Here is a 15,777-nt window from a genome sequence, read left to right as displayed (position 1 = left end):
CCCTTAGAACTGTATGAAATCTGATCAATTGCCATTTGGACTAAGCCCGGCGGGCCTTTCGCGGTTTGGCGAACAAGTTATCCACATGACCACCCACAGCAAATGGGGACAACTGCGGACAATCCGCACAGAAACGGGGGCTTTCGGCGAGGAAAAACCGTGGATTATTCAGGACGATACGCGAACGCGCGCAATGATCATTTTTTGATCAGATCATTGCAAGCCACGCAGAACGTGGCTTTCAGCGTATGGCAAACACCTTATCCACAGAAGCGCCAACAGAGTTCGGGGGTAACTTTGAGATTGCTGTGGAAAAGCGCCCAGGCTGTTGAATAAACCGGCCGTTGAAGGCGTTTTGTGTATGCGAAGGCTGAATTGAACGTTTTTTGATCAGCGCCTTGCAAGCCACGTTCTGTGGGGCTTTCAGCCGAGAGCGAACATCTTATCCACAAAAGGGCCAACAGAGATTGGGGGAAACTTTCGTCGGCCGTCATGGGAAAAAGGCCGAAAAAACCGTGACTTAGGCTGATCGTTTTTTGATCGCAGGGCTGCAGGGCTTGATTGGCGTGGGGTCTGGGGAGGGGTGAACATGTTATCCACAGAATCGCCAACAGGGATTGTGGGTAAAGCCTGTGGGAGCAAATGTCTCGTCGGCCGCAACGCCAGCAGGCTGGCTCCCACAATTTTCAGCTGCACCACAACCCCTGTGGGAGCCAGCCTGCTGGCGATGGCGTCAGTGAGAGCGCCACTGCGCCCCCAGGGGATTCAGCGAACCACTCCCTCTTCGATCAACAGCTTGAGGATCGCCTCGGCCCCCGCCTGGGCACTGACGCCCTTGAGCACCTGTCCACCCCCGCCGCTGGCCTTGGCCGTGGCGGCCTTCATCCGGTCGGCGCCGCTCTTGGCCTTGATCACCTTCAGCCGCTTCGGGCGCGGCTTGGCCGGTTGCAGCGTCGCTGCCGCCAACAGGCCGTCGTCCACCACTTCGACGTCTTCAGGTTGCAGCACACCGCGCCGGGCCGGCCCGTAGGCGCTTTGCCGCGGCTTGGGCGCGGCGTTATCCACAGTGGCCAGAAACGGCAGGCGCACCTTCAGCCGCCGCCGCTGCCCGCGCGGCAGCGCTTGCAGCACCAGCGCCGAGCCGCCGTCGATCGATTCGACCTGCGCCAGCCCCACCACCAGCGGCCAGCCCAGCCCTTCGGCCAGCAGGAACGGCAGCATCCCCGAACCTTCGCCGGTTTCCGCCTGGCTGCCGGTGAGCACCACCTGGGCCCCGGCCCCGCGCAGGTAGTCGGTCAGCGCCGGCAGCGCGTCCGCCCCCGCCGGTTGCTCCAGCACGTGCATCTGCTCCAGGCCCATGCCCAGGTAGGCGCGCAGCGCAGGCTCGGCGATGTCGCCGGCGTGCAGCACTTGCAGGCCGTCCCCGGCCAGTTGCAGGCCCAGCTCCACGGCCCGGGCGTCCTGCTCGGCGCGGCGCGGCCGGCCCGAGGTCGGGTGGGCGCCGATTGAAACCAGACTGATGACTTTCGCGTTCATGACCCTTTCCTCAAGCCGCATCACGTTTGGCGCCGTTGCGCCAGGCTTCCACCGCCGCGATCAAGGCCTGCAGCACCTCGGCGCTCTCGCCGATCACCGACAGGTCGGCGCGCTTGATCATGTCGCAGCCGGCGTCGAGGTTGATCGCCACCACCTTGTCGCAGGCACCGATGCCTTGCAGGTGCTGGATCGCCCCGGAAATCCCCACCGCCACGTACACCCGGGCGGTGACCCAGGTGCCGGACGCGCCGACCTGGCGGTCGCGGGACATGAAGCCATCGTCCACCGCCACCCGCGAAGCGCCTTCGGTGGCGCCGAGGGCGGCGGCCGTCCTGTGGAAAAGATCCCAGTCCTTGACCCCGTTGCCGCCGGAGAAAATGAACTCCGCCTCGGCCATCGGGATCGCCGCCGGATCCACCGCCACCGCGCCCAGATCCTCAATGCGCGACAGGCTGCGGGCAACGCTTGTGGATAACTCCACCGGCAACGCTTCGTGGCGGGTCTCGCTGACCGGCTCGGCGCATTCGGCCGAGGCCAGGATCAGCCGCGCCAGCGGCCGGACGAGGTCCTGCAGGCCTGCCCCGGCGCGGCCGGTGCATTCCTGATCCTTGACTTGCCACACCCGCGTCGCCGGGCGTTCGCCCAGGGCTGCGGCAAAGCGCCGGCCCAGTTCGCCGCCGCCGCTGCGGCTGTCGGGCAGCAGCCAGTGGCGCGGAGCGAACTGGTTATCCACAGCCCGCAGGCCCTGCACCCGTTGCTCCGGTGCATAACCGTTGAATTGCTCGCCTTCGAGCACCAGCAGGCGGTCGACGCCCGCCGTGGCGAAGGCGCTTTCCTTGTGCTCGCCGAACACCACCGCCAGCACCGCGCCGTCCTGGCCGGCCAACTGACGGGCCAGGCCCAGCAGGTCGCGGTCGTGGCTGCTCAGGCGGCCGCCGACCATGTCCGGCACCACGCTGATGTAGAACGCCGGTGTCGGCACCTGGTGCAGCGGCAACTGTACTTCCACGGCGGCCGAGCGCTTGGCCGCCCCGCCCTGCTGGGCACCGCTGCGGTCGATGCGCTTGATGCCGTTGGGGCCGATGAAGCCGACGCCGTGGGGGTTCTTGCGGACGATCCCGTGGGGGCCCATCCAGCTGTGCTGCGCCGGTTGCATGGCTGCGTGCAGCGGATGCAGACGGTTGCGTGCGATCCATTCGGCGCGCGGATCGCGGCGGATAATGTCGCTCATCAGTGGGCCTCCGCAGGTTCACGTTTGGCCGGGGCGGCGGGCTTGCCCGAGGCGGACTCCTCCAGCAGCGCGTCGGCCACCAGTTCGGCGATGTCCTTGATCAACGGACGCGGTTCGACCACGCCTTCGAGCATCGCCGTGCACTGCGGGCAACCCACGGCCACCAGGGCAGCGCCGGTTTCGCGGATGTCTTCCATGCGCATGTCGGGGATCCGCTGCTTGCCCGGAATGTCGGTGATCGGCGCCCCGCCACCGCCGCCGCAGCAGCGCGAACGGAAGCCGGAACGCTGCATTTCCTTGACCTCGATGCCCAGGGCCCGCAGCACCTGGCGCGGCGCTTCGTACTCGCCGTTGTAGCGGCCCAGATAGCACGGGTCGTGATAGGTCACGCTGTCGCCCTTGTGCTGGCCCAGGTTCAGCGCGCCGTCGCCGATCAGTTCCGCCATGTAGGTGCTGTGGTGCTGCACCAGATAGTTGCCGTCGAAGGCGCCGTACTCGTTCTTCAGCACGTGGAAGCTGTGCGGGTCGCAGGTGACGATGCGGTTGAAGCGGTACTTGGCCAGGGTCTGGATGTTGCGCTTGGCGAGCAGTTGGAATGTCGCCTCGTCGCCCAGGCGCCGGGCCACGTCGCCGCTGTCGCGCTCTTCGAGGCCCAGCACGGCGAAGTCGATCTTCGCCGCCTTCAGCACCTTGACGAAGGCGCGCAGGGTGCGCTGGTTGCGCATGTCGAAGGCACCGTCGCCGACCCAGAACAGCACGTCGGTGGATTTCTTCTCGCCGAGCACGTCAAGGTTCAGGTCCGCCGCCCAGTTCATCCGCCCGCCCGGGGCGAAACCGCCGGGGTTGTCGGTGGCGATCAGGTTCTCCAGGACCTCGGCGCCCTTGTTCGGGGTCGCACCCTTTTCGAGGGTCAGGTGACGGCGCATGTCGACGATGGCATCGACGTGCTCGATCATCATCGGGCATTCCTCGACGCAGGCGCGGCAGGTGGTGCACGACCACAGGGTCTCGGCGTCCACCAGGCCGTTGACGATCGGCTGGTGCGGGTTGCCCGAATGCTCGCCGACGGGCTTGCCCGGATACGGGCTGCCGGCGAACTTCGCGTCGCTGCCGCCGGCCAGGCCGACGACCATGTCCTGGATCAGCTTCTTCGGGTTCAGCGGCTGGCCGGCGGCGAACGCCGGGCACGCCGCTTCGCACTTGCCGCACTGCACGCAGGCGTCGAAGCCGAGCAATTGGTTCCAGGTGAAATCCTTCGGTTTCTCCACGCCCAGCGGCGCATCCGGATCGTTGAGGTCCAGCGGCTTGAGGCCGGTGGAGCGACCGCCGCCGAAGCGTTCGGCGCGGCGGTGCCAGGCCAGGTGCAGGGCACCGGCGAAGGCGTGTTTCATCGGTCCGCCCCAGGTCATGCCGAAGAACAGCTCCGACACGCCCCACAGCACACCGATGCCCAGGATGGCCGCCAGCACCCAGCCGCCGAAGTCCTGCGGCAGGATGCCGGCCACCGGCAAGGTCGCCAGGAAGAACGAGGCCGAGAACGCCAGCAGGCTTTTCGGCAGGCGCATCCACGGGCCTTTGGACAGGCGCGAAGGCGGGTCGAGCCGACGGCGGTAGACGAACACCGCGCCGACGAACATCACGGCTGTCATCAGCAGCAGCGCGTAGCCGAGGATGCGGTTGTGCAGGCCGAAGCCGTGCACCAGGATCGCCAGCACGATGGACGCCACCGCCCCGCCCGCCGTGGCGACGTGGGTGTTGGCGATGTATTTGTCCCGCGCCACCACGTGGTGCAGGTCGACCATGTAGCGCTTGGGCATGGCGAACAGGCCGCCGATCAGGTCGACCTTCGAGGCACGGCCCCGGCGCCACATGGCCACCCGCCGCAACGCGCCCAACACCGCGAGGGCGATGGCCGCGAACAGCAGGATCGGAAGAAGGGTGTTCAACATGGTGAAGCTCCCACCAGTACAGCCTGGAGAAACACGGTCTGCGGTTACTGTGGGAGCGGGCTTGCCCGCGAATGCATTCTGTCAGTCACATTTTCATCGACTGATCCACCGCTATCGCGGGCAAGCCCGCTCCCACAGGGTTGTGTGCAAGTCTTCAGAAGTCCTTGCACAGCCGCAGCGCGTCATAGATCGCCGCATGGGTGTTGCGCTGGGCCACGCAGTCGCCGATGCGGAACAGCAGGTAGCCGTCCCCCGCCTGGCTCAGCGATGGCTGCGGCTGGATCGCGAACAGCGCCTCGACATCGATCTGGCCCTTGTTGCGCGAGCCTTCCTTGAGCGCGTAGTAGATTTCTTCGTCCGGGCGCACGCCGTTCTCGACGACCACCTGATCCACCACCCGCTCTTCCTTGGCGCCGGTGTATTCGTTCTCCAGCACCGCCACCAGCTTGTCGCCCTCGCGGTAGACCTTCTCCAGCATCATGTCGCCGGTCATGATCACTTCCTTGGGGTACATGCTGCGGTAGTAGGTCGGGAACGACGTGCCGCCGATGGCCACGCCCGGCTTGATGTCGTCGGTGACGATCTCGACCTGGCTGCCCTTGTCGGCGAGGAAGTCGGCGACCGACATCCCGGTGAACTCGCAGATGGTGTCGTAGACCAGCACGTTCTTGCCCGGCGCGACCTTGCCGTCGAGCACGTCCCAGCTGCTGACCACCAGCCCTTCGGCGGCGCCCCAGTGCTCGTTCTGCTCCAGGTACGGATGGCCGCCGACGGCGAGCACCACGATGTCCGGACGCAGATCCATGATGGTCGGCGCATCCGCCGCCACGCCCAGGCGCAGGTCGACTTTCAGGCGCGCCAGCTCCAGCTGGAACCAGCGGGTGATGCCGGCGATCTGGTCACGCTGCGGCGCCTTGGCCGCCGTGGTGATCTGGCCGCCGATGAATTCCTTCTTCTCGAACAGGGTCACGTCGTGGCCGCGCTCGGCCGCCACACGGGCAGCTTCCATCCCTGCCGGGCCGGCACCGACGATCACCACCTTGCGTTTCGGCCCTGCCGACTTCTCGATGATGTGCGGCACGCCCATGTATTCGCGGGAGGTCGCGGCGTTCTGGATGCACAGCACGTCCAGGCCCTGGTACTGGCGGTCGATGCAGTAGTTGGCGCCCACGCACTGCTTGATCTGGTCGACCTGGCCCATCTTGATCTTGGCGATCAGGTGCGGGTCGGCGATGTGGGCGCGGGTCATGCCGACCATGTCCACGTAGCCGCCTTCGAGGATGCGGGTGGCCTGGTTCGGGTCCTTGATGTTCTGCGCGTGCAGCACCGGCACCTTGACCACTTCCTTGATCCCGGCCGCCAGGTGCAGGAAAGGCTCCGGCGGGTAGCTCATGTTGGGGATCACGTTGGCCAGGGTGTTGTGGGTGTCGCAGCCCGAACCCACCACGCCGATGAAGTCGAGCATGCCGGTGTCGTCGTAGTACTTGGCGATCTGCTTCATGTCCTCGTGGGACAGGCCGTCCGGGTGGAACTCGTCGCCGCAGATGCGCATGCCCACGCAGAAGTCGTCGCCGACCTCGGCGCGCACGGCCTTGAGCACCTCCAGGCCGAACTTCATGCGGCCCTCGAAGGTGCCGCCCCATTCGTCGGTGCGCTTGTTGACCCGCGGGCTCCAGAACTGGTCGATCATGTGCTGGTGCACCGCCGACAGCTCGACGCCGTCCAGGCCGCCGGCCTTGGCCCGGCGCGCGGCCTGGGCGTAGTTGCCGATCACCCGCCAGATCTCTTCCGGCTCGATGGTCTTGCAGGTGGCGCGGTGCACCGGTTCGCGGATGCCCGACGGCGACATCAGGGTCGGCCAGTTGTAGCCGTCCCAGCGGGAGCGGCGGCCCATGTGGGTAATCTGGATCATGATCTTGGCGCCATGCTTGTGCATGGCGTCGGCCAGGTTCTGGAAGTGCGGGATGATCCGGTCGGTGGACAGGTTCACCGAACTCCACCACTGCTGCGGGCTGTCGATGGCCACCACCGACGAACCGCCGCAGATCGCCAGGCCGATGCCGCCCTTGGCTTTCTCTTCGTAGTACTTGACGTAGCGCTCGGTGGTCATGCCCCCGTCAGTCGCATAGACCTCGGCGTGCGCGGTGCTGAGCACGCGGTTGCGGATGGTCAGTTTGCCGATCTGGATCGGCTGGAACATTGCTTCGAAAGCCATGGCGGATTCCTCGACTTACAACGGCTTGACGGTGAACAGGCCGTCGTCGTGGCCTTCTTCGGAACCGCCGTAGACCTGCTCGGCCACAGTGCGGACCTTGCTGCCGCGGGCGGCGAGGATCTGGTCCATGGCACCTGCGAACCAGCCGGTGAACATGTAGTCGACCTTGCGCCCGACCTTGCCGTACACATAGACGAACGCCGAGTGTTCGAGCTTGACGCTGGCGGTGCCCTTGTCGAGGTCGATGTCCTGGATCTTGAACAGGCCCCAGCCGCGCTGCGACAGGCGCTTCATGTAGTGCTCGAACACCGCGACGCCTTCCAGGCCGTGGCATTCGGCTTCTTTCTCGCACCAGTGCCAGGCGGACTTGTAGCCGGCCTTGTAGAGGATCTCGGCATAGGCTTCGGCGCCCAGCACTTCCTCGATGCCCATGTGGTTGTTGACGAAGAAATGGCGCGGCACATACAGCATCGGCAGGGCGTCGGACGTCCAGACACCGGTCTCGCTGTCGACTTCGATTGGCAATTGCGGGGCGATCTTGGCCATGGAAACTTAACTCCAGAAAAATTTTGGTGTTGCCCCCGGCGCGGACGGCCGGGGGAAAGTATTCGGGAAGCGGCTTACTCGCCCCAGACGTCCTTGAGGACGTTCACCCAGTTCTCGCCCATGATCTTGCGCACCACCCGCTCGGAGTGGCCGCGCTTGAGCAGGGTTTCGGTCAGGTTCGGGAACTCGCCGACGGTGCGGATGCCCAGCGGGTTGATGATCTTGCCGAAGTTGGTCAGGCGGCGGGCGTAGCCCTTGTCGTGGGTCAGGTACTCGAAGAAGTCCTGGCCGTGGCCCTGGGTGAAGTCGGTGCCGATGCCGATGGCGTCTTCGCCGACGATGTTCATGGTGTATTCGATGGCTTCGGCGTAGTCGTCGATGGTCGAATCGATGCCCTTGGCCAGGAACGGCGCGAACATGGTCACGCCGACGAAGCCGCCGTGGTCGGCGATGAACTTCAGTTCCGCATCGGACTTGTTGCGCGGGTGCTCCTTGAGCCCCGACGGCAGGCAGTGGGAATAGCAGACCGGCTTCTTCGATTCGAGGATGACTTCCTCGCTGGTCTTGGAGCCGACGTGGGACAGGTCGCACATCACACCGGCGCGGTTCATCTCGGCGACGATCTCGCGGCCGAAGCCCGACAGGCCGCCGTCGCGCTCGTAGCAGCCGGTGCCCACCAGGTTCTGGGTGTTGTAGCACATCTGCACGATGCCCACGCCCAGCTGCTTGAACACCTCGACGTAGCCGATCTGGTCCTCATAGGCGTGGGCGTTCTGGAAGCCGAAGAGGATGCCGGTCTTGCCCAGCTCCTTGGCCTTGCGGATGTCGGCGGTGGTGCGCACCGGCATCACCAGGTCGCTGTTCTCGCGGATCAGCTTCTGGCTGGCGGCGATGTTGTTGACCGTGGCCTGAAAGCCCTCCCACACCGACACGGTGCAGTTGGCCGCCGTCAGACCGCCCTTGCGCATGTCTTCGAACAGCTCGCGGTTCCATTTGGCAATGATCAGACCGTCGATAACGATGCTGTCGGCGTGTAGTTCGGCTGGGCTCATCAGGCTGTCCCCTTATTGGCGATTCCTGCGCCGAATCGTCTGCCGGCGCTTTGGGACCAGCATATGCCTAGGGCCCGGGTCGTTCCGGTGCAAAAACGACAGGGGAATCACCGAAAGCGTCAATCCGCGACAAAGGGTCGCCGACCGGCCCGACCGGCCACCTGTTCAAGGCCGCGAGCTTGAGCCAGAATCTTGCGCATCTCGCACACACCACTGGATTAGAGCGGCGACCCCAATGAAATCGATCTTCCTGGCCCTGGCCCTGATTGCGACCGGCGCACACGCCGCCGAAGAGTCCGACAGCAACCCGTGCGACGCGGTGGAAAACGACGTCCAGACCCTGGAATGCTCCACCTACAGCCGCACCACTGCCGAAGACCTGCTCAAGGACAACTACAAGAGCCTGAACGAGCGCATGCAGACCGCCTACGGCAAGAACGCCGGGCAACTGGCCGACATCACCGCCAAGCTCAAGTCCGCCCAGCAGCAATGGCTCAAGACCCGCGACGCCGACTGCGCCGTCGAGGCCTTCCCGGCCACCGAAGGCAGCAAGGCGTTCAAGATCGCGCAGAACGACTGCGTGGCGCGGATGAGCGACGAGCGGTCGGAGTTTCTGGAGTCGATCGGGCAGGAGTGAGGCCGGTTCCTGCGCCTGCGGCGCGGGAACCGTGCGTCCCTCAGGGCGCCATGAAAGGCGATTTGAAGGGGCGTTTGTGCAACTGCTTGACCGGCGAGTATTCGTAGCCCAGATCCTGAATGTTCAAGACATGCCTCACCGTCCTTGTCCAGGGCGCGAGCGCATCATCGATGTTGTGGCCGGGCGGCCCCTCCATGACCGGCGCGTAATGGGGCGCCCACTGCGGGTGGTCCAGTGCCATCTGCGCCTGCCACTCGGCCCAGACCTTGTCGATGAAGCAATGGTGCAGGAAAAACACCGGATCTTCAGGCGAAGTCATGGCCAACATGTTGCCACCTATCCACAGGTGGACGCGGTTGTGCAATTGCGAACCGGCAGTGGTGACCTGCGGATCGCCCCGCCGCGTGACCCACCCTTCCAACCGGTTGCGGAACCCTCGGGTATACGGCCCGGAATCGTAAGGCGGTGTGTCGTACAGCCACTCGTCCATCGCCATTTGCACATCGGCAAGCGTCGGCAGTGATGCGACTGAAACACCGAACTGACGCTTGAGGCCAGGTTCCGTCTCTCCATTTTCGGGATAGGCTGGAACCGGCCAGTTTCCGTACTGATGGGCAAAGGGCCCCGTCTGCACCCGGTCATGATCGCCGCGGTCTCCATTGCCGCCCATCCATAGCTCTGACCAGATCGGCGAGTTCTCCGGGTCGTCGGCGTCTTCGGTCCAATCCCAGTACGGCAAGGCGACATCGGGGCTGACGGTGCGCAAGTCGGACTCGAACTGCATCAGCATTTCCCGGTGCCAAGGCAGAAACGCCGGACCAAGGTGCGCGCCGTTCCGGTACTCGGGATCCTGCGGCTCCCATGGACGCACCGTCGGCACCATCATTTCGTGATGCCAATGCACATAACGGTCATAGCGCCCTATTCGTTTGAGCTCCAGAACAGCCCTGATGTAGTCCGAACGCTCCTCGAACGTCAGCGAACGAACGTTTTTCCTGATGATCATGGCACGACTCCTTTGCCTGAGGCAGCTTTCGGCCGAAGGTGGCTTCACGCCAATCTAAGAGGCATGAACGCAGGCGACCACTGTCACAAGTAACAGGTCGATCTTGTTTTCAGATGAACGGTCGACCCTGCCGGAAGACGCGTCGAGGGACACTTCCAGGACGATCCGGACAGCCGCAGGGCAGCCGAGACGGCATTCGGCGACGCACCCCGTCGCCTGGCGCTGTAAGCTGCACGCCTCAGGCCAATCAAAGGATTCACATGAACATCTGCGGCATCGAAATCAAAGGCAGCGAAGCGATCATCGCCGTGGCGTCCCTTGACGGGGCGAGCCTTCACCATGTTGCGCTGGGCACCAAGAAAATCGCCCTCGACGATGACGACGAGACCGCCAACGTCCGGCTGTTCGCCGCGCAGGTGGCGTCGTTCGTGCGCGAGAATTCGATTGATCGCATTGCGATCAAGAAGCGCAGCAAGAAGGGCGAGTTCGCCGGCGGGCCGACCACGTTCAAGATCGAGGGCGTGTTCCAGTTGCTGGATGGCTGCGAGGTGACGCTGCTGTCGCCGCAGACCGTCAACGCCCAGGCCAAGAAGCACAACGTCGAGCTGCCGGGCACGCTGAACAAGTATCAGCACGAGGCGTACAGGACGGCGTGCGCGGCGTTGCTGAAGAAGTAACCTTTCCTTCCCGGCCACTGCCGGTCAATTGTGGGATCCCCGCCCACCACGCAACCTGTAGGAGCTTGCCTGCAAGCGATGAGGCCGGCACTGCCGACATCCCGATTGCCTGACTCACCGCCATCGCCGGCAGGCCGGCTCCCACATCGGTCTTGCGTGCAGTCACTCAGGCCTGGGCGGTGCGCCGGTCTTCCCTTGGGCAGCGGGCAAACCGTGCCCGGTAGCTGCGGGTGAAATACGACGGTGATTCGAACCCGCAGGCGATGCTGACCTCCAGCACGCTCATGTCGGTCTGGCGCAGCAGTTGCCGGGCCTTCTCCAGCCTCAGGCGCAGGTAGAAATTGCTCGGCGTGTCGTTCAGGTGCAGGCGGAACAGCCGCTCCAGCTGGCGCCGCGTCACCTTGATCGATTCCGCCAGCTCCAGGGTGGTCAGCGGCGGTTCGCTGTGCTGTTCCATTTCGCCGATCACCTGCACCAGCTTCTTGTTGCTGATGCCGTAGCGCGTGGCGACTTCCATGCGCTGGTGGTCTTTGCGCGGACGGATCCTTCCCAACACAAATTGCTCGCTGACCTGGATCGCCAGTTGCGGGCCGTGGGCCTGGGCGATCAGGTCGAGCATCAGGTCGATGGACGCGGTGCCGCCGGCCGAGGTGATGCGGCGGCGGTCGATCTCGAACAGCTCCTGGGTGACGCTCAACTGCGGATAGGACTCCCGGAAGGCGTCGATGGCCTCCCAGTGCAGGGTCAGGCGGTGGCCGTCGAGCAGGCCGGCCTCGGCCAGGACGAAGCTGCCGGTGTCGATGGCGCCCAGGGTCACGCCTTCGTTGTCCAGGCGCCGCAGCCAGTGCTCCAGCGCGGGGGTGGCGAACTTCAGCGGCTCGAACCCGGCCACCACCAGCAACGTCGCGCCTTTTTTCAGCGGCTCCAACGCTGCGTCGGCGTTCACCGACATGCCGTTGCTCGCCAGCACCGCTCCGCCGTCGGCGCTCAGCACGTGCCAGCGGTACAGCTCGCCGCGAAAGCGGTTGGCGACCCGCAGCGGCTCTATCGCGGAGATGAACCCGATGGCCGAAAAACCCGGCATCAACAGAAAGTAGAAATCCTGGGACATGGCGCGCACTCGGTGGGCGGGTAGCGTGCAACGTTGATACGCCAGTTGTCGGCGGCATTCAAGAGGACAGGTCGCTGCAGTGCAAGAGTCGGTCGCCGCAGTGCGTTTTCGCCGGCGCGTTGCTGCGTAGTTTTGGCATCACCGGCGCAACAGACACCGGGCCCCACAATAACGACCTGCCGAGGAACCCGACATGAAACGACTGATCAGCCGCTGCGTCCTTTCACTCAGCGCCACCGCCTTGTTGAGCACCGGCGTCATGGCGGCCGAGCCCGCCGCGTGCCAGAACGTGCGCATGGGCGTGGTCAACTGGACCGACGTGATCGCCACCAGCGCCATGGCCCAGGTGCTGCTCGACGGCCTCGGCTACAGCACCAAGCAGACCAGCGCGTCCCAGCAGATCGTCTTCGCCGGGATCCGCGACCAGCGCCTGGACCTGTTCCTCGGCTACTGGAACCCGCTGATGACCCAGACCATCACTCCGTTCGTCGACGCCAACCAGGTCAAGGTGCTCGCCGAGCCGAGCCTGAAGGACGCCCGCGCCACCCTCGCCGTGCCGACCTACCTGGCCGACAAGGGCCTGAAGACCTTCGCCGACATCGCCAAGTTCGAGAAAGAGCTGGGCGGCAAGATCTACGGCATCGAACCGGGCTCCGGCGCCAACACCCAGATCAAGGCGATGATCGCCAAGAACCAGTTCGGCCTGGGCAAGTTCCAGCTGGTGGAGTCCAGCGAGGCCGGCATGCTCGCCGCCGTGGACCGCGCCGTGCGCCGCAAGGAGGCCGTGGTGTTCTTCGGCTGGGCGCCGCACCCGATGAACGTCAACGTGCAGATGACCTACCTGACCGGCAGCGACGACGCCCTGGGCCCGAACGAAGGCATGGCCACCGTCTGGACCGTCACCGCGCCGAAATACGCCGAGCAGTGCCCGAACGTCAGCCGCCTGCTGAGCAACCTGACGTTCAGCGCCGAAGACGAGAGCCGCATGATGCAGCCGCTGCTCGACCACAAGGACGCCTTCGAATCGGCGAAGCAATGGCTCAAGGATCACCCCCAGGACAAGCAGCGCTGGCTTGAAGGCGTCACGACCTTCGACGGCAAGCCGGCCGCCGAGAACCTCCAGCTCACCAGCAAATAGACCGCAACCGAAAAACCGTTCCGCAGCCCGCCGCGGGCTGCGGACAGACCCCTCACGCCTGAAGGAAACCGCACCATGAACCACGACGTCATCATCACCTGCGCACTCACCGGTGCTGGCGACACGACCGCCAAGAGCCCCCACGTGCCGGTCACCCCGAAACAGATCGCCGCAGCCGCCGTGGAAGCGGCCAAGGCCGGCGCCACGGTCGTGCACTGCCACGTCCGCGACCCGCAGACCGGCAAGTTCAGCCGCGACGTGGCGCTGTACCGCGAAGTGATGGAGCGCATCCGCGAAGCCGACGTCGACATCATCGTCAACCTCACCGCCGGCATGGGCGGCGACCTGGAGATCGGCCCGGGCGAGCGGCCGATGGAGTTCGGCCCGAACACCGACCTGGTGGGCCCGCTGACCCGTCTGGCCCACGTCGAAGAGCTGCTGCCGGAAATCTGCACCCTGGACTGCGGCACCCTGAACTTCGGCGACGGCGACACCATTTACGTCTCCACCCCGGCGCAGCTGCGGGCCGGCGCCAAGCGCATCACCGAGCTGGGCGTGAAGGCCGAGCTTGAGATCTTCGACACCGGCCACCTGTGGTTCGCCAAGCAGATGATCAAGGAAGGCCTGCTCGACAACCCGCTGTTCCAGCTGTGCCTGGGCATCCCGTGGGGCGCCCCGGCCGACACCACCACCATGAAGGCCATGGTCGACAACCTGCCGGCCGACGCGGTGTGGGCCGGCTTCGGCATCGGCCGCATGCAGATGCCGATGGCGGCGCAAGCGGTGCTGCTGGGCGGCAACGTGCGGGTCGGCCTGGAAGACAACCTGTGGCTGGACAAAGGCGTGCTGGCGACCAACGGCCAACTGGTCGAACGCGCCACCGAAATCCTCAGCCGCCTCGGCGCCCGCGTGCTGACCCCGGCCGAGGGCCGCCAGAAAATGGGCCTGACCCGGCGCGGCTGATCCACCCCTTTCCCCCTGTGGGAGCGGGCTTGCCTGCGAAGAGGCCGGTACGCCGCAAGCCTCTTCGTCAATCGACCCGAAGCGTTCGCGGGCCGGCTCGCTCCCACAGTTTTTTAAGCCCACTTCAGGACATCAGCATGAGCTTTATCACCGACATCAAAACCTTCGCTGCCTTGGGCAGCGGCGTCATCGGCAGCGGCTGGGTGGCCCGCGCCCTCGCCCATGGCCTCGACGTCGTGGCCTGGGATCCGGCGCCCGGCGCCGAAGCGGCCCTGCGCAAGCGCGTGGCCAACGCCTGGGGCGCGCTGGAGAAGAACGGCCTGGCGCCCGGCGCCTCGCAAGATCGCCTGCGCTTCGTCGCCACCATCGAGGAATGCGTGCGCGACGCCGATTTCATCCAGGAAAGCGCCCCGGAGCGCCTGGAACTGAAACTGGAGCTGCACAGCAAGATCAGCGCAGCGGCCAAGCCGAACGCCCTGATCGGCTCCAGCACGTCGGGCCTGCTGCCCAGCGAGTTCTACGAGAGTTCGACCCACCCGGAACGCTGCGTGGTCGGCCACCCGTTCAACCCGGTCTACCTGCTGCCGCTGGTGGAAGTGGTCGGCGGCAAGAACACCGCGCCCGAAGCGGTTCAGGCGGCCATGCAGGTCTACGAGTCCCTCGGCATGCGCCCGCTGCACGTGCGCAAGGAAGTGCCGGGCTTCATCGCCGACCGTCTGCTCGAAGCGCTGTGGCGCGAGGCGCTGCACCTGGTCAACGACGGCGTGGCGACCACCGGCGAGATCGACGACGCGATCCGCTTCGGCGCGGGCCTGCGCTGGTCGTTCATGGGCACCTTCCTGACCTACACCCTGGCCGGCGGCGATGCGGGCATGCGCCACTTCATGTCGCAGTTCGGCCCGGCACTGAAGCTGCCGTGGACCTACCTGCCGGCACCGGAGCTGACCGACAAGCTGATCGACGACGTGGTGGACGGCACCAGCGACCAATTGGGCCGACACAGCATTTCGGCGCTGGAGCGCTATCGTGACGATTGCCTGCTGGCGGTGCTGGAGGCGGTCAAGGCCACCAAGCAGAAGCACGGCATGAGTTTCAGCGAGTAGGCCCCGCAGACCGAGGCCAGCAGTACCGGCCCCTTCGCGGTCCAGCCCGCTCCCACAGTGGGATGTGGTTCCCTGTGGAAGCGGGCTGGCCCGCGAAGGCGGCCGTCCACTCACCCCTTTTGCCGGAGCCAGCAGCATGCCCGCCCTCACCACCTACCAGACCCGCATCCTCCCGGAGTGGGTCGACTACAACGGCCACCTGCGCGACGCCTTCTACCTGCTGATCTTCAGCTACGCCACCGACGCCCTGATGGATCACTTGGGCATGGACAGCGGCAACCGCGAAGCCAGCGGCCAGTCGCTGTTCACCCTCGAACTGCACCTGAACTACCTGCACGAAGTGAAGCTCGACGCCGAAGTCGAGGTGCGCACACAGATCATCGGCCACGACCAGAAGCGCCTGCACCTCTACCACAGCCTGCACCTGAGCGGCGGCGACAAGGCCTTGGCCGGCAACGAGCAGATGCTGCTCCACGTCGACCTCGCCGGCCCCCGTTCGGCGCCGTTCAGCCCGCCGACGCTGGAACGCCTGCAAGCCCTCGTCGCGGAACAGGCCGACCTGCCCGCGCCGGAGTACATCGGCCGGGTCATCGCCCTGCCCCCCGCCCGGTAA

The 15,777-nt window shown here is 65.5% G+C and carries 14 protein-coding genes; 6 read left to right on the top strand and 8 right to left on the bottom strand.

Annotated elements, in window-relative coordinates; genetic code table 11:
• Positions 1-765: 765 nt before the first annotated feature.
• The 6 genes from CAG41_RS03015 to CAG41_RS02990 form a co-directional block, all read right to left on the bottom strand.
• A complete protein-coding gene (locus CAG41_RS03015) occupies positions 766-1,536 on the bottom strand; it encodes an electron transfer flavoprotein subunit beta (RefSeq protein WP_085580647.1) in 771 nt (256 codons plus the stop codon).
• A gap of 10 nt (positions 1,537-1,546) precedes the next feature.
• Positions 1,547-2,767, bottom strand: a complete 1,221-nt coding sequence (locus CAG41_RS03010) for an electron transfer flavoprotein subunit alpha/FixB family protein (protein ID WP_085629996.1) — start codon at positions 2,765-2,767, stop codon at positions 1,547-1,549.
• Positions 2,767-4,716 (bottom strand): dimethylglycine demethylation protein DgcB, encoded by a 1,950-nt coding sequence (gene dgcB / locus CAG41_RS03005; protein WP_085706689.1) that lies wholly within the window; start codon positions 4,714-4,716, stop codon positions 2,767-2,769. The genes CAG41_RS03010 and dgcB overlap by 1 nt, the downstream gene beginning before the upstream one ends.
• A 154-nt stretch (positions 4,717-4,870) precedes the next feature.
• Positions 4,871-6,931, bottom strand: coding sequence for a dimethylglycine demethylation protein DgcA (dgcA, locus tag CAG41_RS03000; protein WP_085580653.1), 2,061 nt, complete (start codon positions 6,929-6,931; stop codon positions 4,871-4,873).
• A 15-nt stretch (positions 6,932-6,946) separates the two neighbouring features.
• Positions 6,947-7,477, bottom strand: coding sequence for a DUF5943 domain-containing protein (locus CAG41_RS02995; RefSeq protein WP_085580655.1), 531 nt, complete (start codon positions 7,475-7,477; stop codon positions 6,947-6,949).
• 74 nt (positions 7,478-7,551) lie between these two features.
• Positions 7,552-8,529, bottom strand: coding sequence for a dipeptidase (locus CAG41_RS02990; protein ID WP_085580657.1), 978 nt, complete (start codon positions 8,527-8,529; stop codon positions 7,552-7,554).
• A gap of 235 nt (positions 8,530-8,764) precedes the next feature.
• Between CAG41_RS02990 and CAG41_RS02985 the strand changes: the two genes are divergently transcribed.
• Positions 8,765-9,166: a lysozyme inhibitor LprI family protein gene (locus tag CAG41_RS02985; RefSeq protein ID WP_085630432.1), complete on the top strand. Its 402-nt coding sequence runs from the start codon at positions 8,765-8,767 to the stop codon at positions 9,164-9,166.
• 40 nt (positions 9,167-9,206) lie between these two features.
• Here the strand turns inward: CAG41_RS02985 and CAG41_RS02980 are convergent, their stop codons facing one another.
• The gene (locus CAG41_RS02980) at positions 9,207-10,172 is read right to left on the bottom strand and encodes a tyrosinase family protein (RefSeq protein ID WP_085630002.1); all 966 of its coding nucleotides are present in this window, start codon (positions 10,170-10,172) and stop codon (positions 9,207-9,209) included.
• A 260-nt stretch (positions 10,173-10,432) separates the two neighbouring features.
• Between CAG41_RS02980 and CAG41_RS02975 the strand changes: the two genes are divergently transcribed.
• Complete coding sequence (locus CAG41_RS02975; RefSeq protein WP_085580661.1) at positions 10,433-10,849, top strand: DUF3010 family protein; 417 nt, start codon at positions 10,433-10,435, stop codon at positions 10,847-10,849.
• 166 nt (positions 10,850-11,015) lie between these two features.
• On the opposite strand, the gene CAG41_RS02970 is transcribed toward CAG41_RS02975, so the two are convergent.
• Complete coding sequence (locus tag CAG41_RS02970) at positions 11,016-11,960, bottom strand: GlxA family transcriptional regulator (protein ID WP_085630006.1); 945 nt, start codon at positions 11,958-11,960, stop codon at positions 11,016-11,018.
• Positions 11,961-12,153: 193 nt separating this feature from the next.
• Between CAG41_RS02970 and CAG41_RS02965 the strand changes: the two genes are divergently transcribed.
• The 4 genes from CAG41_RS02965 to CAG41_RS02950 all read left to right on the top strand — a co-directional run bounded on the left by CAG41_RS02965 (position 12,154) and on the right by CAG41_RS02950 (position 15,777).
• Complete coding sequence (locus CAG41_RS02965) at positions 12,154-13,098, top strand: choline ABC transporter substrate-binding protein (RefSeq protein WP_085580665.1); 945 nt, start codon at positions 12,154-12,156, stop codon at positions 13,096-13,098.
• 75 nt (positions 13,099-13,173) lie between these two features.
• Positions 13,174-14,061, top strand: coding sequence for a 3-keto-5-aminohexanoate cleavage protein (locus CAG41_RS02960; RefSeq protein ID WP_085580667.1), 888 nt, complete (start codon positions 13,174-13,176; stop codon positions 14,059-14,061).
• A 137-nt stretch (positions 14,062-14,198) separates the two neighbouring features.
• Positions 14,199-15,164 (top strand): L-carnitine dehydrogenase, encoded by a 966-nt coding sequence (locus CAG41_RS02955; RefSeq protein WP_085630008.1) that lies wholly within the window; start codon positions 14,199-14,201, stop codon positions 15,162-15,164.
• Positions 15,165-15,300: 136 nt separating this feature from the next.
• Positions 15,301-15,777 (top strand): thioesterase family protein, encoded by a 477-nt coding sequence (locus tag CAG41_RS02950; RefSeq protein WP_085580671.1) that lies wholly within the window; start codon positions 15,301-15,303, stop codon positions 15,775-15,777.

The sequence above is a fragment of the Pseudomonas sp. B35(2017) genome (assembly GCF_002113645.1).
Classification (GTDB): domain Bacteria; phylum Pseudomonadota; class Gammaproteobacteria; order Pseudomonadales; family Pseudomonadaceae; genus Aquipseudomonas; species Aquipseudomonas ekonensis.
The sequence above is the reverse complement of the archived record's forward strand: the minus strand, read 5'-3'. Positions and strand labels throughout refer to the sequence as shown.

What these genes read in the sequence shown, in the direction of transcription:
- CAG41_RS03015 (WP_085580647.1), bottom strand. Translation starts at nt 1,536, where the DNA reads ATGAACGCGAAAGTCATCAGTCTGGTTTCAATCGGCGCCCACCCGACC.
- CAG41_RS03010 (WP_085629996.1), bottom strand. Translation starts at nt 2,767, where the DNA reads ATGAGCGACATTATCCGCCGCGATCCGCGCGCCGAATGGATCGCACGC.
- dgcB (WP_085706689.1), bottom strand. Translation starts at nt 4,716, where the DNA reads ATGTTGAACACCCTTCTTCCGATCCTGCTGTTCGCGGCCATCGCCCTC.
- dgcA (WP_085580653.1), bottom strand. Translation starts at nt 6,931, where the DNA reads ATGGCTTTCGAAGCAATGTTCCAGCCGATCCAGATCGGCAAACTGACC.
- CAG41_RS02995 (WP_085580655.1), bottom strand. Translation starts at nt 7,477, where the DNA reads ATGGCCAAGATCGCCCCGCAATTGCCAATCGAAGTCGACAGCGAGACC.
- CAG41_RS02990 (WP_085580657.1), bottom strand. Translation starts at nt 8,529, where the DNA reads ATGAGCCCAGCCGAACTACACGCCGACAGCATCGTTATCGACGGTCTG.
- CAG41_RS02985 (WP_085630432.1), top strand. Translation starts at nt 8,765, where the DNA reads ATGAAATCGATCTTCCTGGCCCTGGCCCTGATTGCGACCGGCGCACAC.
- CAG41_RS02980 (WP_085630002.1), bottom strand. Translation starts at nt 10,172, where the DNA reads ATGATCATCAGGAAAAACGTTCGTTCGCTGACGTTCGAGGAGCGTTCG.
- CAG41_RS02975 (WP_085580661.1), top strand. Translation starts at nt 10,433, where the DNA reads ATGAACATCTGCGGCATCGAAATCAAAGGCAGCGAAGCGATCATCGCC.
- CAG41_RS02970 (WP_085630006.1), bottom strand. Translation starts at nt 11,960, where the DNA reads ATGTCCCAGGATTTCTACTTTCTGTTGATGCCGGGTTTTTCGGCCATC.
- CAG41_RS02965 (WP_085580665.1), top strand. Translation starts at nt 12,154, where the DNA reads ATGAAACGACTGATCAGCCGCTGCGTCCTTTCACTCAGCGCCACCGCC.
- CAG41_RS02960 (WP_085580667.1), top strand. Translation starts at nt 13,174, where the DNA reads ATGAACCACGACGTCATCATCACCTGCGCACTCACCGGTGCTGGCGAC.
- CAG41_RS02955 (WP_085630008.1), top strand. Translation starts at nt 14,199, where the DNA reads ATGAGCTTTATCACCGACATCAAAACCTTCGCTGCCTTGGGCAGCGGC.
- CAG41_RS02950 (WP_085580671.1), top strand. Translation starts at nt 15,301, where the DNA reads ATGCCCGCCCTCACCACCTACCAGACCCGCATCCTCCCGGAGTGGGTC.